Origin of the sequence: Anoxybacillus tepidamans PS2 (assembly GCF_000620165.1) — a bacterium.
GTDB classification, from domain to species: Bacteria; Bacillota; Bacilli; order Bacillales; family Anoxybacillaceae; genus Anoxybacteroides; species Anoxybacteroides tepidamans_A.
In genome coordinates this window covers 51,896-76,108 of the sequence record NZ_JHVN01000002.1, presented here as the reverse complement: position 1 = coordinate 76,108, position 24,213 = coordinate 51,896, and the positions used below count along the sequence as shown (strand labels likewise).

The following is a 24,213-nucleotide window of genomic DNA, read 5'->3' as shown; positions in this document are numbered from 1 at the left end:
GAGTCACGATGTATGAAGGTAAACGCGTGTTAATCATTGGTTTAGCGAAAAGCGGATCCGCTGCAGCGATATTGCTGCATAAGTTAGGAGCGGATGTGACGGTAAACGATCAAAAACCGCTTGAGGAAAATGAAGCAGCGAAACAATTAGAGAGATTAGGGATTCGCGTCATTTGTGGGGGGCACCCGCTAGATTTGCTCGACGAGCCATTTGATTTCGTCGTGAAAAATCCGGGAATTCCTTATAAGAATCCGCTCGTGGCAAAAGCGGTGGAAAAAGAGTTGCCGGTCATCACCGAAGTGGAGTTAGCTTATGAAATTTGCGAAGCCCCATTTATCGGGATTACTGGATCCAATGGCAAAACAACAACTACAACACTTGTTTATGAAATGTTAAAAGAAGCTGGACGAAAACCATTAATAGCCGGCAATATCGGAACAGTCGCTTGCGAAGTGGCACAAACCGCTAACGGAGATAATTGGGTCGTAACTGAATTATCTTCGTTCCAGTTGATGGGAATTCAAGCATTTCGCCCGCACATTGCTGTGCTTCTTAATATTTTTGATGCACATCTAGACTATCATGGGACGAAAGAAGCGTATGCACAGGCTAAAGGAAATATATTTAAAAACCAGACGGAAAGCGATTATGCGATTGTGAACGCGGACGATGAGATTGTTATGCAACTTGCAGAAAAGTCACGTGCCAACAAAATATTGTTTTCCGCAACAAAACAGCTTGAATCCGGTATTTATGTAAAAAACGAAGCAATTTACTGGGATGAAGAGCAAATCATTGCATTATCCGATATTGTGCTTCCTGGGAAGCACAATCTTGAAAATATACTAGCAGCGATTGCGGCTGCTAAACTAGCAGGCGCAGACAATGAAGCGATTGCCCGGGTACTAGCGACGTTTACAGGGGTCAAACATCGCCTTCAATATGTAGATACTGTTGACGGCAGAAAGTTTTTTAATGACTCCAAGGCAACTAATATACTTGCGACGCAAAAAGCGCTATCCGCTTTTGGTGGCCAGTCCGTCATTCTTCTTGCGGGCGGACTAGATCGCGGCAATGAATTTGATGATTTGATTCCTTATTTAAAACATGTTAAAGCCATCGTCTTATTTGGACAAACAGCACCAAAGTTAGAGCGGGCAGCTAAACAAGCGGGAATAGAAACGGTTTATCATGTCGATAATGTGGAAAAAGCGGTGCCTGTTGCTTATGAAATCTCAAGCCCTGGTGATATTATTTTATTATCGCCAGCATGCGCAAGTTGGGATCAATATAAAACTTTTGAACAAAGAGGGGACATTTTTATAAGCGCGGTGCATAAGCTGAAGTAGAGGAAGGACATACCGTTCATAAAGCTGAGGTGTTGGGCATTGTCGCAAAAAAAGTCTACGCCTGATTTTTTACTCATTTTGTTGACGTTTTCGCTTCTAGCTATCGGGCTCATTATGGTATATAGTGCTAGCGCTGTATGGGCAGAATACAAGTTTCACGATTCATTTTTCTTCGCCAAGAGGCAGCTTTTATTTGCTGGGGTCGGCATCATCGCTATGTTTTTTATCATGAATGTTGATTATTGGGTGTGGCGCGATTGGTCAAAAGTGCTGCTTATCATTTGTTTTGTGCTTCTTGTTCTTGTGCTTATTCCAGGAGTTGGAATGGTGCGCAACGGTTCACGTAGCTGGATCGGTGTTGGGGCGTTCTCTATTCAGCCATCTGAGTTTATGAAACTAGCGATGATTGCCTTTTTGGCGAAATACCTGTCAGAACACCAAAAAAAGATTACGTCGTTTAAACAGGGAATGCTCCCTGCCTTAGCCCTCGTATTTGCAGCGTTTGGTATGATTATGTTGCAGCCCGATTTAGGAACGGGAACGGTGATGGTTGGTACGTGTATTACAATGATTTTCGTTGCTGGAGCTCGCATCAGCCATTTCGTTGGATTAGGAATGGTTGGGTTAGCTGGTTTTGCGGGACTTGTTTTATCCGCTCCTTACAGAATTAAGCGAATCACTTCCTTTTTGAACCCTTGGGAAGACCCCCTTGGGAGCGGCTTTCAAATGATTCAATCGCTATACGCGATTGGTCCGGGGGGACTGCTTGGCTTAGGATTGGGACAAAGCAGACAAAAGTTTTTTTACTTACCAGAGCCGCAAACGGATTTTATTTTCGCCATTTTGGCAGAGGAATTAGGATTCATTGGCGGTTCGCTCGTGCTACTTTTGTTTAGCTTGCTGCTTTGGCGGGGGGTGCGAATCGCTTTTGGTGCCCCAGATTTATACGGCAGCTTCTTGGCCATTGGAATTATCTCAATGGTCGCAATTCAAGTGATGATTAATATTGGTGTAGTAACGGGACTTATGCCTGTTACAGGGATCACATTGCCTTTTTTAAGTTACGGTGGTTCCTCGCTAACGCTTATGTTAATGGCGATTGGTGTGTTGCTCAACATTAGTAAACATGCTCGATATTGAAACGACAAAGGGGAAGCTCTCCAATTGCCCTATTTGGAGAGATAGCCCCTCTCGTTTTGTTTGCATCATCTAGTAGCGGCAGGCAAGAAACATCATAGGATAAATGTAAGTGCAACCAAGTATGTTGATTATCCAATAAAAACTAGTTGACATTGCTCTATTCCTAGCTTTTCTACCATAGTCGGCAAGGCAGAGCTTTGCCGACTGACATGCTTAACATGCCCTCCTCGAATAACGAACGCTTGGGGGGCAAATGGATTGATTTGTCCGCCAGCGTTCTTGTTCGAGGGAAGAGGCAGAAAAGCTTGTGTTTAGCTATGTAATTCTATATTTTTTAGTAAAATAATGGATCATCAACATTTGTGAAGTGCAACAAGAGATTACCAGGAAAGGGGAGGATGTCCGTGCAACAATTAATAAAGGAACTATTGGAGGCTAATGTTGGAAAAGTAAAAGAAAAAGAACCGCTTGCACATCATACGACGATTAAAATCGGTGGGCCTGCGGATGTTTTTATAGAGCCGAACAGTATCGAAAACTTGCAAAAAGCAATGTCGATTATTCAGAAACATCAAGTCAATTGGCGAGCGATTGGCCGCGGCTCCAATCTGCTTGTTTCAGATGAAGGAATTGAAGGAGCAGTCATCAAACTTGGCGAAGGACTCGATGAACTAAGCATTAATGAGGACGAAGTAACCGTCGGAGGAGGGTACTCTCTTATTAAACTAGCGACCATTGTGAGTAAACAAGGGTTATCGGGACTGGAGTTTGCTGGTGGAATTCCGGGATCGATTGGCGGTGCTGTATACATGAATGCAGGCGCCCACGGAGCGGATATGTCGCATATTTTGAAAAAAGCGCAAATTTTATTTCCAGACGGGACGATTGAATGGCTGACAAATGAGGAAATGGAATTTTCGTACAGAACATCCGTTTTGCAAAAGAAGCGGCCAGGCATTTGCATTGCGGCTATTTTGCAACTGCAAAAAGGAGAGCGAGAGGAAATTGTAGCAAAAATGCAAAAAAACAAGGATTATCGCCGTGACACTCAACCGTGGAACTACCCATGCGCTGGAAGTATTTTCCGAAACCCGCTACCAAACTATGCAGGAAAATTAATTGAACAGGCAGGGTTGAAAGGATACACAATTGGCGGTGCAAAAATTTCAGAGCAGCACGCTAACTTTATTGTTAATATCGGAAATGCAAAAGCCCAGGATGTATTGGCCCTTATTTCCTATGTCAAAACGGAAATTCAACGTCTATACGGAATTGAACTTGCTACAGAAGTAGAAATCATTGGTCGGAAGTCCTGAAAATTAGGTCACCCTATTTTCCAATATTGTGCTATAATGAAAGCAGCATTGCTTAAAAAATCAACGGCATGGAAAAATGCCGTTTGTTTTATTGTTTGAAGTGTCGGAAAGCGGTGATCGAGTTGGAGAAAAGAAAAGTTGTTGTTCTCGAAGAGCGTGTTCCAAAACTGAAAGAGCGCCGAAGACAAAAAGTAAACCGCCGATTAACAGCCTATATTTCTTTCTTTTTTATGTTAATTTTATTAATTATTTATTTTCAATCACCGTTGAGCAATGTTAGGCATATTGAAGTAAAAGGGAATCAGCATGTTTCCGACAGAAAGGTTATTGAATTAAGCGGTTTAACGGGGCGGACAAGCTTTTGGAGAGTAAAAGCAGAAAAAGTTGAAAGGGCGATTGAACATCACCCGGAAGTAAAAATGGTAACGCTTAAGAAAATTTTTCCTAACACAATTGTGTTGTATGTGAAGGAGCGAAGAAGAGTCGCCTATATCAAGCATAAACAGGCCTTTTTTCCAATTCTTGAGAATGGTCAAATTTTAACGAAGCACACATCTGAGACCGCACTAAGTGATGCACCGATCTTAGTTGATTGGAAAGAAGGAGAAGATATTCAAGAAATGGCGGGACAGCTCGCCAAATTACCGCCATACATACTAAACTCCATTTCCGAAATTCATTATACACCGCGTAGTCAAGACAAATATCATATTACGGTCTACATGAATGACGGGTTTGAAGTAAGCGCGAATGTACAAAACTTCGCTGAAAAAATGCTTCTGTATCCATCGATTGTAAAACAGCTGAATCCAAATGTAAAAGGTGTTATTCATTTAGAAGTGAGCAACTATTTTAAAGCTTACGATGAAGAGAAAAAGGGGGATGGCGATGAAAAAGATTCGAGGTAATGATGTCATCCTTTCCTTTGTTTGTCTAGTTTTAGGCTTTATGCTTTCCTTTTCCTATCAATATACGAAAAGTCAATCCGAAAAGCGAAACATCACCGATAGTCAGTGGGAGAAGGAGTATGAATATCGAAAACTGCTCATCCATGCGCAAAAAGAAAACCGCAAGTTAAAGGAAGAACTAATGAAAAAGCAAGAAAAAGTAAGACAGATGGAAACGTCATTAGCGAATGAAAAAAAGACGTATGTTGATTTAGTAGAACAGGCGGAACAACTGCGCATGTATGTTGGAAAAGTGAAGGTAAAAGGGAAAGGAGTGGAAGTGACGCTATCTGATGCGTCCTACATTCCAAGCGAACAAAATGCTACAAACTACATCGTTCACGAACAACATGTGTTTAAAGTGGTACATGAATTGCTTATTTCAGGGGCGGAGGCGATCGCTATTAACGGCCAACGTATATCCCATCGTTCCTATATTGTTTGTAACGGTCCTGTTATTGAAGTAGACGGCACGCAACATTCGGCTCCATTTGTCATTTCGGCTATCGGCGATCCTGCCGTACTTGCTTCGGCGCTCAATATCGCCGGGGGTGTGAAGGATCAATTAACGAATGATCATATTGTCGTTAAAATTGAGCAAAAAGAGGAAATTACGTTAGATCCGATTTTTCATACGAATCGCGATTGAAGATGGAAAGTTTGGTGAATCCCGTTGGAAAGAAGACTTGTTCATTTTACACTGATTACAATTATTATCGGTTTTATGCTGGCTGTTCAGTTGCAAACGAAACGGCATCCTGTTGTTCGCGATACTCGCGACATTTGGGAATTGCGCAAAGATTTGAAGCAAGAACAGGAACTTGAACAACAGCTTTTGCTAGAAATTCGTCACAATGATGAAAAAATACAAAACTATAAACAAAGCCGTTCTGTTAATCAAAGAGCTGCGCTGGAGGAAACGGTTAACGAGTTAAAGAGGGAGGCTGGATTGACAGAAATAAGTGGTCCCGGTCTTCTTCTAACGATCGAACCATTCTATCCTGACAATTATGTAGGACCGGTTGTGAACACCGTTTCCCCTGAATTGTTAAAGCGGTTTATTAATGAACTTAATATGTATGGGGCAAAGGAAATTGCTATTGCCAACGAGCGAATCACCAATACAACAGCGATTCGGGATGTAAATGGAGTTACAAAAATCGGAAATACTAAAGTTTCTTCATTGCCTATACAAGTAAAAGTGATTGCCGACAATGTGACAACGTTTCATAACAGGCTAAAAGCTTCAACCATTTTCGATGATTTTGTGATTGAAAATTTGCAAATTACTGTTTCCGAACCGATGACAACAGTAGTAATTCCAAAATATGACGGGAATTGGCACATTCGCTATATGAAAGCGGTACAAGCCGAAAAGGAGGGAAAATAGCGTGTGGCTCCCAATCATCGGCTTCATTATAGGGATTACGCTAGGATTGCTCACCGACTGGCGCATTCCAGACGAGTATTCGAGCTATTTATCAATCGCGATTTTGGCGGCATTTGATACGTTAATCGGCGGCATTCGCGCCCATTTACAAAACACGTACGATGAAAATGTCTTTTTAACAGGGTTCTTTTTTAATATTATTTTAGCTGCAAGTTTAGCTTTTCTCGGTGTTCATCTTGGTGTAGACTTGTATTTAGCAGCTGTGTTTGCTTTCGGGGTTCGACTGTTTCAAAACATTGCTGTCATTCGCAGAATTTGGCTTGGGAAATGGATGGAGAAGCGGCAAAAATCCTAAAAAGTTGATGCAAATAAGAGGGAATGCTTCTTTACATGTTGAATATATGAATAAATCTTGTCGTCGCTGTTCGATTGATATATTAGTTTGTTGAAGGAGGTGCTAACAGATGAACAGCAATGAAATCGTTGTAAGTCTTGACATTGGAACATCCAGTGTTAAGGTTATTATAGGAGAAATGTTGAATGAATCATTGAATATTATTGGTGTTGGCAATGTGAAATCCGAAGGGCTTAAGAAGGGTTCCATTGTTGATATAGATGAAACAGTGCAGTCAATTAAGCGAGCCATTGATCAAGCGGAACGAATGATCGGTTTAACCATTAACCAGGTCGTCGTCGGCGTAAATGGCAACCATGTACAGCTGCAAGATTGTCGCGGGATCGTCGCTGTTTCAAGCGAAAATCGTGAGATTACAGATGAAGATGTTGCACGCGTCATCGACTCTGCACAAGTGGTCTCAATTCCGCCTGACAGGGAAATTATTGGGGTCATCCCAAAACAGTTTATCGTCGATGGTCTTGACGGCATTAGTGATCCGCGCGGTATGCTCGGAGTGCGACTTGAAATGGAAGGAACGATGATTACCGGGGCGAAGACAGTTTTACATAACTTGCTGCGCTGTGTTGAACGAGCGGGGTTAGAAATTAGTGATATTTGTTTACAACCACTTGCCGCTGGTTCCCTTGCTCTGTCAAAAGATGAGAAAAATTTGGGTGTCGCTTTAGTGGATATTGGTGGAGGTTCTACGACGATCGGCGTGTTTGAACAAGGTTTTCTTCAGGCATCATCCGTTCTCCCAGTCGGAGGCGACCATATTACGAAAGATATCTCAATTGGGTTGCGGACATCCACGGAGGACGCTGAAAGAATTAAGCTGAAACATGGACATGCTTTCTATGATCTTGCTTCTGAGGAAGAAATTTTCAGCGTGCCGATCATTGGGACTGATCAGCATCAGCAGTTTACTCAATTAGAAGTTGCTGATATTATTGAAGCGAGACTCGAAGAAATTTTTCAATTAGTGTACCAAGAAATTCGAAAGCTAGGATTCCGTGATTTGCCGGGCGGATATGTGTTAACGGGTGGAGTCGCCAATATGCCAGGAATTTTAGAGTTGGCCCAAGTGATGCTCGGCAGCAGCGTGCGCATTGCAATTCCTGACTATATTGGCGTCCGCGACCCGCAATATACAACGGGAGTAGGATTGATAAAGTTCGCTTACCGGCATGCGAAATTGCAAGGCCGCGGTATCCCTGTGGCAGCGGCGATCGAAGTGCCGGAAAAGCGGGCGCCTAAACAACAACCGGCTAAAGCAAAACAAAAGAGCAAGGAAGAAAACTTAGGACAAAAAGTTAAAAAGTTTTTCGGTTATTTCTTCGAATAGAGATCGAAATTATTGGGAGGATTTTGTCATGTTGGAGTTTGACACTACTGTTGATCAGTTAGCAACGATTAAGGTCATCGGTGTTGGCGGCGGCGGAAACAATGCCGTAAATCGAATGATTGAACATGGCGTACAAGGTGTAGAATTCATTGCGGTCAACACCGATGCACAAGCTTTAAATTTATCAAAAGCCCCTACTAAACTGCAAATTGGTGCGAAATTGACGCGAGGATTGGGGGCTGGAGCAAACCCAGAGGTTGGAAAAAAAGCGGCGGAAGAAAGCAAAGAGCAGATTGAAGAGGCGCTAAAAGGTGCTGACATGGTGTTTGTGACCGCGGGAATGGGAGGCGGAACAGGAACTGGAGCAGCGCCAGTCATCGCACAAATTGCCCGGGAGTTAGGAGCGTTGACTGTAGGGGTTGTAACGCGTCCATTTACGTTTGAGGGCCGAAAACGGGCAGTACAAGCGGCTAATGGGATCGCTGCGATGAAGGAGGCTGTTGACACACTCATCGTTATCCCAAATGATCGTCTTTTAGAGATCGTTGACAAAAACACGCCAATGCTCGAGGCGTTCCGCGAAGCAGATAATGTCCTTCGTCAAGGGGTGCAGGGCATTTCCGACTTAATTGCTGTCCCAGGGCTTATCAACCTCGACTTTGCCGATGTGAAAACGATCATGTCAAATAAAGGTTCAGCGCTCATGGGAATCGGAATTGCCAGCGGAGAGAATCGCGCGGCTGAGGCTGCGAAAAAGGCGATTTCGAGTCCGTTGCTTGAAACTTCGATTGACGGAGCACAAGGGGTGCTAATGAACATTACAGGCGGCACTAATTTAAGCTTATATGAAGTACAAGAAGCGGCTGATATTGTTGCGTCTGCTTCCGATCAGGATGTTAATATGATTTTTGGCTCCGTCATTAACGAAAACTTAAAAGATGAGATCGTTGTGACAGTTATTGCTACCGGGTTTAACGAAACGGAAGCACAACCATCGCGTCCTGTTCGTTCAGGCATCGGAACAGCGACTAAGGTCACAACGACAGTCAAGCGAGAAAAACGGGAGGAGCCAGCACAAGATTACAGCTCAATCCGTTCTCCACAAGTGGAGGACCCTCTAGATATTCCAGCATTCCTCCGCAACCGCAATCGCCGCCGATAACAAGAAAAGCGAAGGCGCCGAAGCTAGACAGCAAGAAAAGCGAAGGCGCTGAGAGTCACAGCGAAAAGAGCATGGATCATAACGATTCATGCTCTTTTATACTAATAGAAGTTATAATCCAAAGTTCTTCGCTGTCTCCAAACAAAGCCTCATGTTATCAATCAATAGCAGTTGCCGGTTCGAGCATATAATTTTTGCATTATAGAGCAGTTTTTTATGGGCACATGAAAACAGCGGGTAAATGGCTCGCGAATGAACCTCCCCCACCTACACTTCGTTTCAAGGTGGGAGACTTCTCAGTAGATGATGTTAAAAAGCTATATCGCGAGCAATGTTTTATCGAAATCAGCAATTCCTCTTATCTTTGTTCTATCGTCCTCATTGATCCCCGCAAAATATCCCTTATTTTGTTCGCAAGATTGTGCTGCTGCCACAAAAAGTGTATGTAACGTTATTGTTATGCTAAGGAAGATATGGACTGGCCGATAGAGGATGTATTCCTCCATTTTTGCCAAACTCTCAAAAATCATCGCTTGATTAGTTTCATAAAATAAATTTTTTACAAAATCCTCTTTTGATTGAATCGAGAAAAAATGCAGCAAATGGCTAACGGATTGCTAAAGAGCTTGTCTGTTCGTTTTTCTTTGACAAAAAATTTGTTTTTTCACCATCATAAATTGACAGACTTTCCAATAAGATGTGCTATATACTATTTTCAGAAATTGCTTGGCTTTGTTCCTTATAAAAGGGAGGCTAGTTGCTTGACGGTTTATTTAGATATTGTCTGGCTATTAAACTTTTGCTTTGATGGTTTATTGCTTTGGCTGACTGCTATTATGCTGAAAAGGAGCATTGTGTGGTGGAGAATCGCGGTGGGAGCATTTATCGGCTCATTGCTTGTGTTGTTTATGTTCACGCCGTTTTCGCCATACGTGCAAAAACCGATCGGCAAATTGTTCTTCTCTCTCCTTATCGTTTGGGCATCTTTTGGATTTAAACGTTTTCGGTATTTTTTTGAGAACTTATTTACATTTTATTTTGCTACTTTTATGGTCGGCGGGGGATTAATTGCCGTTCACTATTTTCTCCAAAATGAGGTGCAAATTACAAATGGAGCCCTTACAGCCTATTCTTTAGGAGCAGGCGATCCAGTTAGCTGGTTTTTCGTTTTAATCGGTTTTCCGCTTTTATGGTTATTTTCACGATCGCGAATCAATGGAATCCGTGAGAAAAAAATGCGGTTTGATAGCATTGTGGATGTTGTTCTTACGTTTGATGGCCATTCGCTTTTATTAAAAGGGCTGATTGATAGCGGGAATCAGTTATATGATCCGATTACAAAAACCCCTGTCATGATTATCGATGCGGATGAAATGAAAGATATTTTGCCGTCTTTATTGTTAGAGAATATAAAGCAGCAAACAGACTTTCAATGGTTGCATAATGAACAACTTGGAAAATGGGCGCAACGGTTGCGTCTCATTCCTTATCGTGTTATTGGAAAGGGGCAACAATTTATGCTAGCAGTAAAACCGGACCGAATCGTCATTTGTTATGAAGCGCAGCGGATTGAGGTGTCAAAAGGTCTTGTTGGCCTAAATGAAGCACGTTTATCAACGGATGGAGAGTACCAGTGTATTGTGCATCCAAAAATGATACAAACAGGCAGACGGTTAACAGCTTCATGAGTTTGTTACTATATCATACGCATTTTTAATTAAATTAGAAGGGGGATTTTTATGAGAGCATGGAAACTTCGCATTATTTATTTATGGCATAAGCTATTAATGAAATTAGGAATAAAAACAGATGAAATTTATTACATCGGCGGAAGCGAAGCGCTACCACCGCCACTAACAAAAGAAGAGGAAGAGGTGTTGTTGCAAAAGCTTTCATCAGGTGATGAAACTGCAAGGTCGTTGCTCATTGAGCGAAATCTGCGTCTCGTTGTTTATATAGCTCGGAAGTTTGAGAATACGGGTATTAACATTGAGGATTTGATTAGTATCGGAACAATCGGATTAATTAAAGCAGTTAACACGTTTAATCCAGACAAAAAAATTAAATTGGCAACCTATGCTTCGCGATGTATTGAAAATGAAATTTTAATGTATTTGCGCCGCAATAATAAAGTGCGATCGGAAGTATCGTTCGATGAACCTCTAAACATTGACTGGGACGGCAACGAATTATTGCTTTCGGATGTGCTTGGGACAGAAGATGATGTTATTACAAAGGATTTAGAGGCAGATGTTGACCGTCATCTTTTACTTAATGCGCTTCGGCAGCTAAGTGACCGAGAAAAACAAATCATGGAGCTTCGTTTCGGACTTTCTGGAGGAGAAGAAAAAACACAAAAAGATGTTGCGGATTTGCTCGGTATATCGCAATCTTACATATCACGTCTAGAAAAACGCATTATAAAACGGTTGCGCAAGGAATTTAACAAGATGATGTAGCCTGCTAATCTCTAAAGTCCTTTTGCCTCGATTGTGGTCCGTTCGTGGCTTTTTTTGAAAAGCGTCACAGAAGAGATCGCGACCATCTGCTCATGACGATTGTATGATGCATGATTGTTAGAACATAAGGCAGCTGTTTCCATGCATATCTTTTTCGTCTATTTGATTGTGCATATTTTTCCTTCCTAAGGGGATACTGAACATTGACAGCATCTCCTGATGGGAGGGAAAGACTTGACAAGAAACAAAGTAGAAATTTGCGGTGTTGACACATCAAAGCTTCCGGTATTAAAAAACGAGGAAATGCGTGAATTGTTTAAAAGAATGCATGAAGGGGATTTGGAAGCAAGGGAAAAGCTTGTAAATGGAAACTTGCGCCTAGTTTTAAGTGTGATCCAACGTTTTAATAACCGCGGAGAATTCGTCGATGATTTGTTTCAAGTCGGTTGCATTGGACTTATGAAATCCATTGATAATTTTGATTTAAGCCAGAATGTCAGATTTTCTACGTATGCCGTGCCAATGATCATTGGGGAAATTCGTCGCTATTTGCGTGACAACAACCCGATTCGCGTATCCCGCTCCTTGCGCGACATTGCTTATAAAGCGTTGCAAGTACGCGAAAAATTAATGGGCGAAACGGCTAAGGAACCGACAGCAGAAGAAATCGCCAAAGTGCTTGGGGTTCCGCATGAGGAAGTCGTATTTGCTCTTGATGCCATTCAGGATCCGGTTTCATTATTTGAACCGATTTATAATGACGGCGGTGATCCGATTTATGTGATGGATCAGTTAAGCGATGAAAAGAACCGAGACAGCCATTGGATCGAAGAAATCGCTTTAAAAGAGGGATTGCGTCGATTAAATGAGCGAGAAAAAATGATTATCCGTAAGCGTTTTTTCCAAGGAAAAACACAGATGGAAGTAGCCGAAGAAATCGGCATTTCTCAAGCGCAAGTGTCACGGTTAGAAAAAGCGGCGATTCGCCAAATGAATAAAAATATTCAAGTATGAAGAGCTGTTCTATTAAGAACAGTTCTTTTTTTCGGAAAGGTCATAACAAACACGTCATATAGTGAATTAAGAAACGAAAAGCGGAGGGGCTTGCCATGATTAAAATTTCTGAATTTCAAGCAAAAGATGTTGTGAATGTGGCAAACGGAAAGAAACTCGGGAATATTGGTGATATCGATATTAATTTACAGACAGGTCAAATCGAATCTTTAATTATTCTAGGTGCCGGAAAAGTGCTAGGTCTATTCGGCCGTGAGGAGGAAACGGTCATTCCTTGGCGCAACATTGTCAAAATTGGTGCTGATGTTATTTTAGTTCGTTTCAATGAAGGTGAATAAATTATTGATTATCATTTGTAAGCAAACTATGATAAAATAGGAAAAAAAGTGATAAAAATCTACAAAGAGGATGTCGAGAATGTCGGAAATTTTTCACCAGGTTGGCGAGGAACTGCTGCTGTTGGACGGTTGGCAAGGTGTGGTTGCCGGTTTTACAACAAAACAAGGGGGGGTTAGTGATCCGCCATTTGCGACGTTCAATGTCGGCTTGCATGTCGGAGATGCCAATCCTTCTGTTGAAAGCAACCGCCGAAAGCTTGCCGGGTTGTTGCAGTTTCCTATCGAGAGGTGGGTATGCTCCGAGCAAACACACGGCTCCCGAATTGAAAAGGTAACGAGATGCGATGCTGGAAAAGGAGCTCTTCATCTTGAGACAGCTATTGCTGATACGGATGGATTGTATACAGAGGAGGCAGGAATTCTGCTAGCATTATGTTTCGCTGACTGCGTACCTCTTTATTTTGCTGCCCCTAATCACGGTATGATAGGGGTAGCCCATGCAGGATGGAAAGGAACAGTTAAAAATATTGCTGGGGAAATGGTGCGTTTATGGCGGCATAACGAGCAGATTCCACTAGATGAGGTTGTAGTAGCAATCGGTCCATCGATTGGTTCTTGTTGCTATATTGTAGACGATCGTGTCATGGAAGCTGCGGAAAAAGCGTTAGGAATGAAAGAAGCCCTTCCTTATCGAGAGGTAAGTATAGGACAATATGCTCTTGATTTAAAGGAGCTAAATCGTCTATTGCTTATAAAAGAGGGTGTCCCGGAGCAACAGATTCATATGTCTCATTACTGCACAAGCTGTACAAAAGATTTATTTTTCTCGCATCGCCGCGATCGCGGCCGGACGGGAAGAATGATGGCATTTATCGGCAGGAAGGAGGAATAAATGATGTCTGTTTATGACAATGTAGCATTGATCCGTAGCAACATCGAAGAAGCATGCAAGCGGACTGGGCGCAATCCTGCCGACATACGCATCATTGCGGTAACGAAATATGTAAGCATCGACCGCGCGAAGGAAGCCCTTGCTGCCGGAATCGCTGATCTCGGAGAAAATCGCGATGATGGTTTGCTTAGGAAGTATGAGGCAATCGGTAAGGAAGCAACATGGCATTTCATTGGAACATTGCAATCGCGCAAAGTGAAAAATATTATAGATAAAGTAGACTATATTCACTCGCTTGACCGTTTATCGCTCGCACAAGAAATTGAAAAGCGGGCAGCCCAAAAAATGAAATGTTTTGTTCAAGTCAATGTATCAGGGGAACAAACAAAGCATGGACTAGCAAAGGAAGAAGTGCTCCCATTTATTGAGCAATTGCGGGATTTTTCTAAAATCGAAATTGTCGGGTTGATGACAATGGCTCCGTATACAGATGATGAGCCGTTTCTGCGCCAATGTTTCCGCGAGTTGAAAACATTGCAGCAACATGTACAAGCACTAGGCATCCCAAATGCCCCATGCACAGAGCTATCGATGGGGATGTCCAACGATTATGTGATTGCAGTTGAAGAAGGTGCTACGTTCATCCGATTGGGAACATCACTTGTTGGAAATGAATGATAGGAGGTGTAAAGTTTATGGGACTTATTAAAAAGTTTAAAGATTATTTTTTAGAAGAAGATTACGAGGAATATGAAGAGGAATATGAAGAAGTGGATGAGGACGAGCTACCTCCTCAGCCGATTGGAAAAGGAACTGCTAAGCAAAACGTCGTAAGCTTGCAAAGTGTGCAAAAATCATCAAAAGTTGTACTCATCGAGCCAAGAGCATATGCCGAAGCCCAAGAAATCGCTGATCATTTGAAAAATCGCCGTGCTGTTGTCGTTAATTTGCAGCGAATTCAACATGATCAAGCGAAGCGCATTGTCGACTTTTTAAGCGGAACGGTTTACGCCATTGGCGGAGATATTCAGCAAGTCGGTACGCGCATTTTTCTGTGTACTCCTGACAATGTCGACGTTACTGGATCAATCTCTATTGTTTCTGAGGACGAAACATCGATGAAAAGGTGGTAATTTATGTATAGTCTCCTTTCGTTTTTAACAACGTTAATTGATATATATTCGTACGCATTAATTGTGTACATTTTAATGTCGTGGTTTCCTAATGCGCGCGATACGAAAATCGGCCAGCTTTTGGCTGCGATTTGCGAGCCGTATTTAGAGCCGTTTCGCCGCATCATTCCTCCAATTGGAATGATTGATGTTTCTCCGATTGCCGCTTTATTTGTGCTAAATTTTGCTACGAGAGGTTTGCATGCGCTATTTAACATGTTACATTTAGTGTAGGGAATCCAAAAAAGGGTTCCCTTCTTTGTGAGAAGGAGTAGCGACGATGAATTTATATCAGCATTTCCGAAAAGAAGAGCACCATTTTATCGATCAAGTGCTTGAATGGCGGGAATTTGTCAAAGAACAGTATTGTCCGAAGTTAACGGATTTTCTTGACCCGCGTGAACAACAAATTGTCCAACTTGTCATCGGGAATGACGAGGATGTACATATTTCTTTTTTCGGTGGCGCACCGTCAGTCGAGCGAAAGAGAGCGCTTTTATACCCGCCGTATTTCCAACCAGAGGAAGAGGATTTTTCGCTAACTCTTTTTTCGATTGGCTACCCGAGTAAGTTTGTTTCGCTCGAACACCGACAAGTGCTTGGGGCTCTTATGTCTCTTGGTTTGAAGCGAGGAAAATTCGGAGATATTTTAGTCAAAGATGACCACATTCAGTTTATTGTTGCAAAAGAAATTGCCGATTACATTCGCCTCCATTTTGAGGCGGTAGGAAGAACGAAAATTTCACTGCAAGAAAAGCCGTTGACAGATATGATTGCAGTGGAGGAGCAATGGAAGGAGACGACAATTACCGTTTCGTCGCTTAGGCTTGACGCCGTACTGTCGCAAGCGTTTGGTGCATCGCGGCAAAATGTTCAATCGCTAATTGAAAATGGCCTTGTCAAAGTGAATTGGAAGGTTGTCGAACAAGCACATTCAGAGTGCAAGGAAGGCGATACGCTTTCCGCACGGGGGCTTGGGCGGTTAAAAATTATCGCAATTGACGGAAAAACTAAAAAAGATCGGTGGCGCATTCAAATAGGAATGCAAAAATAATCGAATTGTTGCAGGAATTCGCAGAAATATGTCGAATAATAGCAAAAGAGGAAAGTGTGTTGATTATCCACGATTTTGTTTCTGAAAAAATGTTTAATATGGCGATCATCAGCCATTGAAGCCAAAATCGCCATGGACAGCAACGTGCAAATGAATTTGCTCGCAAAGCGTTCATGTTCGATGGGCACGCGTATCGCATGCTAGGGCGACAAGAAATCTTGCCGTCCTAGCAGAAAGCGTGACGACCGTTGTTATTGGCTAATCAACACACCAAGTTAAAGAGGAATTATGCAGATGGAGGTGGCATTCGTGCCTTTAACACCATTAGATATTCATAACAAAGAATTTAGCAAGGGTTTTCGCGGTTATGACGAAGACGAAGTAAACGAGTTTCTAGATCAAGTGATTAAAGATTATGAGATGATGATTCGCGAAAAGAAACAGCTAGAGGAAAAAGTGGCCGAATTGACCGAAAAGCTTGGCTATTTTACTAACATTGAAGAAACGTTAAATAAATCAATTTTAATTGCACAGGAAACAGCAGAAGAGGTGAAGCGGAACGCTCAAAAAGAAGCGAAACTCATCATTAAAGAAGCGGAGAAAAATGCTGACCGCATTATTAGTGAAGCGCTCGCTAAATCGAGGAAAATCGCTTTGGAAGTCGAAGAGCTAAAGCGGCAGTCGAAAGTGTTCCGTACGCGCTTCCGCATGTTAGTAGAGGCGCAGCTTGAAATGTTAAACAACGATGATTGGGATCATTTGATGGAATATGAAATCAAAGAAATTGAATTGAACGAGCAGGAAGAAATAAGCCAATCTTGACGAATTTTGCCCGTTTCGCATATAATCAAAAATAAATGTTTTGTCTTAGTTTAATTATCACTAACGACAAATAAAATTGACATACAATTGACGATGAAAGGGACAGTAGTTCTTTCAGTTGCTTATGATAGCGAGTCGGGGACGGTGGAAGCCTGGCATAAGCGAAAGAGTGAAGATCACCCTGGAGTTCCATGCTGAAAGAAAGTAGGCAATGGCGCGTCATTCCCGTTACGAATGCAGAGTGGACTATGTTTGAGTAGTCAATAAGGGTGGTACCGCGAGACCGTTCTCGTCCCTTTTGGGGATGAGAACGGTTTTTTTATGTTGATAAAAAATGGAGGAGTGTAGGTATGGACTATAAAGATACGTTGTTAATGCCGCAAACAGACTTTCCGATGAGAGGAAACCTTCCGCAGCGTGAGCCACAAATTCAAGCGCAGTGGGAAGAAATGAATATTTACCAAAAAGTGCAGGAGCGCACGAAAGGCCGTCCGCTATTCGTGCTGCATGACGGTCCTCCGTATGCGAACGGCGATATTCATATGGGGCATGCCTTAAATAAAATTCTAAAGGATTTTATTGTTCGCTATAAATCAATGAGCGGCTACTGTGCCCCATATGTGCCGGGGTGGGATACGCATGGTTTGCCGATTGAAACGGCGCTTACCAAAAATAAAGGTGTAAATCGTAAGGAGATGAGCGTAGCTGCGTTTCGCAAGCTTTGCGAAGAGTACGCTTATGAACAAATTGACAGCCAGCGCAAACAATTTAAGCGTCTTGGTGTTCGCGGAGATTGGGAAAATCCGTATATTACGCTGAAACCAGAGTATGAAGCGCAACAAATTAGAGTGTTCGGCGAAATGGCGAAAAAAGGGTTGATTTATAAAGGCTTGAAGCCTGTTTATTGGTCCCCGTCAAGCGAATCCGCACTGGCAGAAGCGGAGATTGAGTATAAGGATAAACGCTCTCCGTCGATTTATGTTGCGTTTTCTGTTAAAGATGGAAAAGGTGTGCTTGATGGAGACGAAAAAATTGTGATTTGGACAACAACGCCTTGGACGATCCCAGCGAACTTAGGAATTGCGGTACATCCGGATTTGGAATACAGTGTTGTTCAAGTAAGCGGGGAAAAATATGTTGTAGCTTCCGCGTTGCTTGAATCTGTGAAAAAGGAGATTGGCTGGGAAGAGACAACCGTTGTCAAAACATTGAAAGGAAAAGAGCTTGAGTACGTTGTGGCGAAGCATCCGTTGTATGAGCGTGATTCCCTCGTTGTCTGCGGCGAGCACGTCACGACCGATGCCGGAACAGGATGTGTTCATACAGCTCCTGGACACGGGGAGGATGACTTCTTCGTTGGTCAAAAATATAACTTAGGAGTACTTTGTCCAGTTGACGAGCGCGGTTATATGACAGAAGAAGCCCCTGGATTTGCAGGACTCTTTTATGATGAGGCAAATAAAGCAATTACTGAAAAATTAAAAGAGGCAGGCGCGCTGTTAAAGCTTCAGTTTATTACACACTCTTATCCGCATGATTGGCGTACGAAGCAGCCGACGATTTTCCGCGCGACGGCGCAATGGTTCGCGTCGATTGATAAAATTCGCGATGAATTGTTGCAGGCGGTACAAGAAACGAAATGGGTGCCAGCCTGGGGAGAAACACGCTTATATAACATGGTGCGTGATCGCGGCGACTGGTGCATTTCGCGCCAACGTGCATGGGGCGTGCCGATTCCGGTCTTTTATGCGGAAAACGGCGATCCAATCATCACCGATGAAACAATTGAGCATGTGTCGAATTTATTTAGACAATACGGCTCCAATGTTTGGTTTGAGCGTGAAGCGAAAGATTTGTTGCCGGAAGGATTTACGCATCCATCTAGTCCAAACGGCATCTTTACAAAAGAAACGGACATTATGGATGTTTGGTTCGACTCCGGTTCTTCGCATCAAGCGGTCTTAGAAGAGCGCGATGACTTGCAGCGTCCAGCCGACCTCTATCTTGAAGGGTCTGACCAATATCGCGGTTGGTTTAACTCTTCGCTTTCTACGGCGGTCGCTGTAACAGGAAAAGCGCCGTATAAGGGAGTATTGAGCCACGGGTTCGTTCTTGATGGTGAAGGACGCAAAATGAGCAAATCGCTTGGCAACGTTGTCGTGCCGGCGAAAGTGATGGAGCAGCTAGGAGCGGATATTTTACGCCTTTGGGTTGCGTCTGTCGATTACCAATCTGATGTGCGCATTTCTGATAGCATTTTAAAACAAGTGGCAGAAGTATATCGGAAAATCCGCAACACGTTCCGTTTCTTGCTTGGCAACTTATTTGACTTCGATCCGGAAACAAATGCTGTTCCTGTCGCGGAACTGCGCGAAGTCGATCGTTATATGCTCGTTAAATTAAACGGATTAATTGAAAAAGTGAAACGCTCGTATGAAACATATGATTTTGCCGCGATTTATCATGATGTAAACAATTTCTGTACGGTTGATTTAAGCGCATTTTATTTAGATTTTTCAAAGGATGTCCTTTATATTGAAGCGCCGAATCATAAAGAGCGCCGCTCGATCCAAACGGTGCTGTATGAGACGCTTGTGGCGTTAACGAAATTAGTTGCTCCGATTTTGCCGCACACGGCCGATGAAGTATGGGGACATATCCCGAATCGAAAAGAGCAAGCGGAAAGCGTTCAGCTTGTTGATATGCCGGAAGCGAAGGAAATCGAAGGAGCAGATCAGCTCGCTGCAAAATGGGATGCGTTTATGAATGTGCGCGACGACGTGTTAAAAGCGCTTGAAGTGGCACGCAATGAAAAAGTAATCGGAAAATCGTTGACCGCCCATTTAGCTATTTATCCAACAAAAGAGACGAAACAACTTCTTGATTCGATTGAAGAAAGCTTGAAACAATTATTTATCGTTTCCGGATTTGAAGTTGCTGGAGACTACACAGAAGCGCCAGAAGAGGCACAAAAATTCGCAAGCATGGCCATTGTTGTGAAGCAAGCAAACGGCGAAACATGCGAGCGTTGCTGGGTCGTGACGCCAGAGGTCGGAACAGATTCAGACCATCCAACGTTGTGCCCGCGTTGCGCAAGCATTGTCAAAGAGCATTATACAGCGTGAGAAGGGAAAGGCTCGCTTTGATGGCGGGCCTTTTTGCTAAAAAATGTATGACTATTTGGGCTAGAAGTGCTTTTTAACAAAGTGTCTGTTTTAGTTTAACATAGGACATTTTCCTTAGGGCATGTTAAACAATATTGTTGATTTCTTTGTTAGACTAGCGGAGGCATTATTCAATTTCGGTTACTGTGACCCTATCTAAATTTACATCAAAAGTTAGAGTGACTGGGCCTTCTGGTGGATTATGGGGACCCGTATAAGTATCATATTTAACTTTTATGATAAAGTTATACTGAGAAAATCCTTCCGTTTTCCGATGAACTTCTAATATTTCTGCATTCCATAAACCGTAACTGCGTGTCGGATACTTATTTTCGATTGCTTTCCTTGCATAAGGGTCTAATAGAACTAAGACGGCGTCATAAAAATCAGTATGCTTTTTCTCGCTATTCCGATTTGACTCGGCCATTGCTTGATAAGGCCACGATATATTCCAGAATAATAAACATATGAAAAGAGAAATTACGATGCGCTTCATATAAAATAACCACCTCCTTTATCTAAGATAGTTTTTGTTAAAAGAGACGTGTCATTCCATATGTTTTTTAGCAAACCATTTTTTTCAGGTGGATTCAATGCCTCGTTTATTATTCATTAAAATAAAGTATTAATCTATAGGCGCTAGACCACATCCATTGTCTACCTCTCTACGATTGTGCTACAATTCATAAGTACATATGTCGAGTTGGAGGGAGTCGCGTGCTTTATTATTTAATCGCTCTTTTTGTGATTGCGGTGGATCAGTTGACAAAATGGCTGGTCGCAACGCATATGAAGATCGGTGAAAGCGTTACGATTATACCGAATGTGCTGTATATTACTTCCCACCGAAACCGGGGAGCAGCATGGGGGATTTTACAAGGCCAGTTTTGGTTGTTTTATTTAATCACCATTATCGTTGTTGTTGGTTTAGTTGTATATATTCAGCGCTTGCCGCGCAGGGAGCGTCTATTTGGCGTTGCGCTAGGATTTATGCTAGGCGGGGCGATCGGAAACTTTATTGACCGCTTAATCCGCAAGGAAGTGGTCGACTTTATCCATACATATATTTTTACGTACGATTTTCCGATCTTTAACATTGCTGATTCCGCCTTGTGCATAGGCGTCGCCCTCGTTTTTTTACAAACATTTGTTGTTGGAGCGAAGGAAAAGGAGAATTCATGATATGAATGTGGTACAGTTTCATATTGAGGAAGAGTATGATCGCGAGCGGATTGACAAAGTCATTGCCGCTCTTAATGAAGAATGGTCGCGCTCGCAAGTTCAACAATGGATCAAAGACGGGCTTGTGGCGGTAAACGGGAAGCCGATTAAAGCAAACTATAAATGTTCTGCAGGCGATGAAGTCATTATCGAGCTTCCGGAGCCAGAGCCGCTTGATGTCGAACCGGAAGAAATGGATTTAGATATTTACTACGAGGACGCCGATGTTCTCGTTGTCAACAAACCGCGCGGCATGGTCGTACATCCCGCTCCAGGTCATATGCGCGGCACGCTCGTCAACGGATTGCTTGCCCACTGCAAAGATTTATCGGGCATCAACGGCGTATTGCGTCCAGGGATTGTGCACCGCATTGATAAAGACACATCTGGGTTGTTGATGGTGGCAAAAAACGATATAGCTCATGAGTCGCTTGTAAACCAGCTTGTCAAAAAAACAGTCACTCGCAAATATAAAGCGATTGTACACGGAGTTATTCCTCATGACTACGGCACGATTGATGCACCGATCGGCCGCGACAAGCACGATCGACAAAGCATGGCTGTCGTAGAAAATGGGAAAGAAGCGGTGACTCATTTTCGGGTGCTTGAACGATTTGCCAACTTCACATTTATTGAATGCCAATTAGAAACAGGACGAACGCACCAAATTCGCGTACACATGAAATATATCGGCTATCCGCTTGCAGGTGATCCAAAATACGGGCCGAAAAAGACGCTTCCGATTGATGGACAGGCACTTCACGCTGGTGTGCTCGGGTTTGTTCATCCGCGCACAGGGGAGTATTTAGAGTTTGAGGCGCCGCTTCCGATCGAGTTTGAACAGCTTTTGGACATGTTAAGAAATAATCGTTGACAAACGTAGCTTTCACACGTACAATGAAAGCAAGTGAATGATAGTCCTTTAAATCAGTCCCGTGAGGCTGAGAAGGAGACGGATGTGAGCGAATTTATGCCATTTTCTGCCCTCTCGCCGATCGGCGGGAGGGCTTTTTGTGCGGAGGTGAACACGATGCAAAAAGCAGTTGTGTTGGACGAACAAGCGATTCGCCGCGCATTAACACGCATCGCGCACGAAATTATTGAGCGCAACAAAGGGATTGAGGATTGCGTGCTTGTCGGCATTAAAACGCGCGGCATTTATTTGGCGCAGCGGCTCGCTGAGCGAATTGAGCAAATCGAGGGAGCAGCAATTTCTGTTGGTGAACTCGATATTACATTGTACCGTGATGATTTAACGACGAAAACAAGCGATAAAGAGCCGCTTGTAAAAGGAAGCGACATCCCGTTCGACGTAACAAACAAAAAGGTCGTGCTCGTCGACGATGTATTGTTCACTGGGCGAACGGTTCGCGCTGCAATGGACGCGATTATGGATTTCGGACGTCCTGCCCAAATTCAATTGGCTGTCCTTGTTGACCGAGGCCACCGCGAACTGCCGATTCGCGCTGATTTTGTCGGAAAAAATATCCCTACATCCAGTTCAGAGATTATCGTTGTAGAATTAAAAGAAGTGGATAAACTTGATCAAGTAAGCATTCATGAAAAATAATGCCCTTTTAAAAGGCAGTCCCGTGAGGCTGACAAAGGGGTTGGGCTTGTCTACGCCATTTGTAGGCAACGACTGTACCTCTTTGCACCCTCCGGGCAAAGAGGTTTTTTTATGAACAAGTAACGAAAGGAGCTTTTCAATATGAACAAACCTGTGTTAGACGTTAAAGATGTTCCTTCACCAATGCAGTGGTTAACATTAAGCTTGCAACATTTATTTGCGATGTTTGGTGCGACCATTTTAGTTCCGTATCTTGTTGGGCTCAGCCCAGCGATGGCTCTTATTTCAAGTGGTCTTGGAACGCTGGCGTTTTTAATCATCACCAAATGGCAAGTGCCTGCGTACCTTGGTTCCTCATTCGCATTCATTTCTCCGATTATTGCGGTAAAAACGGCTGGAGGTCCTGGTGCTGCCATGATCGGAAGCTTCTTGGCGGGACTTGTATATGGTGTTGTGGCACTCATTATTAAAAAAGCTGGTTACCGTTGGATTATGAAATTATTGCCGCCTGTTGTAGTAGGTCCGGTCATTATCGTCATTGGGTTAGGGCTTGCCAATACAGCAGTTGGCATGGCGATGAATGGGCCAAATGGCAAGTATAATCTTACCTACTTTTCGGTAGCGCTAGTGACGCTTGCTGCGACGATTGTATGTGCGATTTATATGAGAGGATTGTTTAGTCTTGTGCCGGTGCTCGTCGGAATTATAGTAGGCTATGTTTATGCGTTGGCGATTGGCATTGTCGATTTATCCAAAGTCGCTAGCGCGAAGTTATTCGAGATGCCGGATTTCTTGCTGCCTTTTGTTGACTATCCTGTGCATTTGACAGGGCAAATTGTTCTCCTTATGGTGCCGGTTGCAATCGTAACGCTTTCGGAACATATCGGTCATCAGCTCGTATTAAGCAAAGTTGTCGGTCGCGATTACATCAAAAAGCCTGGTTTGCATCGCTCGATTTTAGGGGACGGTACGGCGACGATGATTTCTGCATTAATCGGTGGACCACCGAAAACAACATACGGCGAAAATATCGGTGTGTTGGCGATTACGCGCGTTTACAGCGTATACGTGTTAGCCGGAGCGGCGGTGCTCGCTATCATCTTTGGTTTCGTTGGAAAAGTAACCGCTTTGATTAGTTCGATTCCGACGCCGGTCATGGGCGGCGTGTCCATCTTGTTGTTCGGAATTATTGCCTCTTCTGGTTTGCGCATGCTTGTTGACAGCAAAATCGACTTTGGTGATAAGCGAAACCTAGTGATTTCGTCCGTCATTCTTGTCATCGGAATTGGCGGAGCGGTATTAAAGATCTCAGAAACATTTCAAATTCAAGGAATGGCTCTGGCTGCGATCATCGGTGTTCTTCTCAACCTGATTTTGCCAGGCCGACCTGAATTGGATGAAAATATGTTTGAACTTGAAGAAGAAAAGGATAATCATATTGCGTAATGCCACCTTTTAACT

Annotated in this window: 25 protein-coding genes and 1 other annotated feature; of the genes, 24 read left to right on the top strand and 1 reads right to left on the bottom strand. The window is 43.1% G+C overall.

Going from position 1 to position 24,213, the window contains the following annotated elements:
- Positions 1-8 precede the first annotated feature (8 nt).
- The 20 genes from murD to ileS all read left to right on the top strand — a co-directional run bounded on the left by murD (position 9) and on the right by ileS (position 19,922).
- A complete protein-coding gene (murD, locus tag N667_RS0103150; RefSeq protein WP_084278873.1) occupies positions 9-1,349 on the top strand; it encodes a UDP-N-acetylmuramoyl-L-alanine--D-glutamate ligase in 1,341 nt (446 codons plus the stop codon).
- A 39-nt stretch (positions 1,350-1,388) separates the two neighbouring features.
- Positions 1,389-2,489, top strand: a complete 1,101-nt coding sequence (gene spoVE, locus N667_RS0103145) for a stage V sporulation protein E (RefSeq protein WP_027408225.1) — start codon at positions 1,389-1,391, stop codon at positions 2,487-2,489.
- A 404-nt stretch (positions 2,490-2,893) separates the two neighbouring features.
- On the top strand, positions 2,894-3,805 hold the full coding sequence (gene murB, locus N667_RS0103140; RefSeq protein WP_027408224.1) for a UDP-N-acetylmuramate dehydrogenase: 912 nt from the start codon (positions 2,894-2,896) through the stop codon (positions 3,803-3,805).
- Between the two features lie 116 nt (positions 3,806-3,921).
- On the top strand, positions 3,922-4,713 hold the full coding sequence (locus tag N667_RS0103135) for a cell division protein FtsQ/DivIB (RefSeq protein ID WP_035098003.1): 792 nt from the start codon (positions 3,922-3,924) through the stop codon (positions 4,711-4,713).
- A complete protein-coding gene (locus N667_RS0103130; RefSeq protein WP_027408222.1) occupies positions 4,694-5,401 on the top strand; it encodes a DUF881 domain-containing protein in 708 nt (235 codons plus the stop codon). Before N667_RS0103135 ends, N667_RS0103130 begins: the two co-directional genes overlap by 20 nt.
- 75 nt (positions 5,402-5,476) lie before the next feature.
- Positions 5,477-6,142 carry a DUF881 domain-containing protein gene (locus tag N667_RS0103125; protein WP_051529947.1) on the top strand — a complete coding sequence of 222 codons (666 nt, stop codon included), beginning with the start codon at positions 5,477-5,479 and terminating at the stop codon, positions 6,140-6,142.
- Between the two features lies 1 nt (position 6,143).
- The gene (locus N667_RS0103120; protein ID WP_027408220.1) at positions 6,144-6,497 is read left to right on the top strand and encodes a small basic family protein; all 354 of its coding nucleotides are present in this window, start codon (positions 6,144-6,146) and stop codon (positions 6,495-6,497) included.
- A gap of 109 nt (positions 6,498-6,606) precedes the next feature.
- Positions 6,607-7,884, top strand: a complete 1,278-nt coding sequence (gene ftsA / locus N667_RS0103115) for a cell division protein FtsA (RefSeq protein ID WP_027408219.1) — start codon at positions 6,607-6,609, stop codon at positions 7,882-7,884.
- A gap of 28 nt (positions 7,885-7,912) precedes the next feature.
- Positions 7,913-9,046 carry a cell division protein FtsZ gene (gene ftsZ, locus N667_RS0103110; protein WP_027408218.1) on the top strand — a complete coding sequence of 378 codons (1,134 nt, stop codon included), beginning with the start codon at positions 7,913-7,915 and terminating at the stop codon, positions 9,044-9,046.
- A 761-nt stretch (positions 9,047-9,807) separates the two neighbouring features.
- Entirely contained in the window at positions 9,808-10,734 is a 927-nt protein-coding gene (spoIIGA, locus tag N667_RS0103100) for a sigma-E processing peptidase SpoIIGA (RefSeq protein ID WP_027408216.1), read from the top strand.
- Between the two features lie 51 nt (positions 10,735-10,785).
- Complete coding sequence (gene sigE, locus N667_RS0103095; RefSeq protein ID WP_027408215.1) at positions 10,786-11,505, top strand: RNA polymerase sporulation sigma factor SigE; 720 nt, start codon at positions 10,786-10,788, stop codon at positions 11,503-11,505.
- A 234-nt stretch (positions 11,506-11,739) separates the two neighbouring features.
- A complete protein-coding gene (sigG, locus tag N667_RS0103085) occupies positions 11,740-12,519 on the top strand; it encodes an RNA polymerase sporulation sigma factor SigG (RefSeq protein WP_027408214.1) in 780 nt (259 codons plus the stop codon).
- A 95-nt stretch (positions 12,520-12,614) separates the two neighbouring features.
- Positions 12,615-12,857, top strand: coding sequence for a YlmC/YmxH family sporulation protein (locus N667_RS0103080; RefSeq protein ID WP_027408213.1), 243 nt, complete (start codon positions 12,615-12,617; stop codon positions 12,855-12,857).
- A 79-nt stretch (positions 12,858-12,936) separates the two neighbouring features.
- The gene (gene pgeF, locus N667_RS0103075) at positions 12,937-13,749 is read left to right on the top strand and encodes a peptidoglycan editing factor PgeF (protein ID WP_027408212.1); all 813 of its coding nucleotides are present in this window, start codon (positions 12,937-12,939) and stop codon (positions 13,747-13,749) included.
- A gap of 3 nt (positions 13,750-13,752) precedes the next feature.
- Complete coding sequence (locus N667_RS0103070; RefSeq protein WP_027408211.1) at positions 13,753-14,427, top strand: YggS family pyridoxal phosphate-dependent enzyme; 675 nt, start codon at positions 13,753-13,755, stop codon at positions 14,425-14,427.
- 17 nt (positions 14,428-14,444) lie between these two features.
- Entirely contained in the window at positions 14,445-14,882 is a 438-nt protein-coding gene (locus N667_RS0103065; RefSeq protein WP_027408210.1) for a cell division protein SepF, read from the top strand.
- Between the two features lie 3 nt (positions 14,883-14,885).
- On the top strand, positions 14,886-15,155 hold the full coding sequence (locus tag N667_RS0103060; protein ID WP_027408209.1) for a YggT family protein: 270 nt from the start codon (positions 14,886-14,888) through the stop codon (positions 15,153-15,155).
- Positions 15,156-15,201: 46 nt separating this feature from the next.
- A complete protein-coding gene (locus N667_RS0103055; protein ID WP_027408208.1) occupies positions 15,202-15,975 on the top strand; it encodes an RNA-binding protein in 774 nt (257 codons plus the stop codon).
- A gap of 309 nt (positions 15,976-16,284) precedes the next feature.
- The gene (locus N667_RS0103050) at positions 16,285-16,797 is read left to right on the top strand and encodes a DivIVA domain-containing protein (RefSeq protein ID WP_027408207.1); all 513 of its coding nucleotides are present in this window, start codon (positions 16,285-16,287) and stop codon (positions 16,795-16,797) included.
- Between the two features lie 84 nt (positions 16,798-16,881).
- Positions 16,882-17,097 (top strand) — a binding site (T-box leader).
- Between the two features lie 50 nt (positions 17,098-17,147).
- A complete protein-coding gene (gene ileS / locus N667_RS0103045; protein WP_027408206.1) occupies positions 17,148-19,922 on the top strand; it encodes an isoleucine--tRNA ligase in 2,775 nt (924 codons plus the stop codon).
- A 166-nt stretch (positions 19,923-20,088) separates the two neighbouring features.
- On the opposite strand, the gene N667_RS18210 is transcribed toward ileS, so the two are convergent.
- Complete coding sequence (locus N667_RS18210; RefSeq protein WP_051529932.1) at positions 20,089-20,457, bottom strand: DUF3888 domain-containing protein; 369 nt, start codon at positions 20,455-20,457, stop codon at positions 20,089-20,091.
- A gap of 221 nt (positions 20,458-20,678) precedes the next feature.
- Here N667_RS18210 and lspA point away from each other — a divergent pair, with 221 nt between their 5' ends.
- The 4 genes from lspA (at position 20,679) to N667_RS0103020 (ending at position 24,198) form a co-directional block, all read left to right on the top strand.
- The gene (gene lspA, locus N667_RS0103035; RefSeq protein ID WP_027408205.1) at positions 20,679-21,143 is read left to right on the top strand and encodes a signal peptidase II; all 465 of its coding nucleotides are present in this window, start codon (positions 20,679-20,681) and stop codon (positions 21,141-21,143) included.
- Position 21,144: 1 nt separating this feature from the next.
- The gene (locus tag N667_RS0103030) at positions 21,145-22,056 is read left to right on the top strand and encodes an RluA family pseudouridine synthase (protein WP_027408204.1); all 912 of its coding nucleotides are present in this window, start codon (positions 21,145-21,147) and stop codon (positions 22,054-22,056) included.
- Positions 22,057-22,212: 156 nt separating this feature from the next.
- Positions 22,213-22,752 carry a bifunctional pyr operon transcriptional regulator/uracil phosphoribosyltransferase PyrR gene (gene pyrR / locus N667_RS0103025; RefSeq protein ID WP_027408203.1) on the top strand — a complete coding sequence of 180 codons (540 nt, stop codon included), beginning with the start codon at positions 22,213-22,215 and terminating at the stop codon, positions 22,750-22,752.
- Between the two features lie 141 nt (positions 22,753-22,893).
- On the top strand, positions 22,894-24,198 hold the full coding sequence (locus N667_RS0103020; protein ID WP_027408202.1) for a solute carrier family 23 protein: 1,305 nt from the start codon (positions 22,894-22,896) through the stop codon (positions 24,196-24,198).
- The last annotated feature ends 15 nt before the right edge of the window (positions 24,199-24,213 follow it).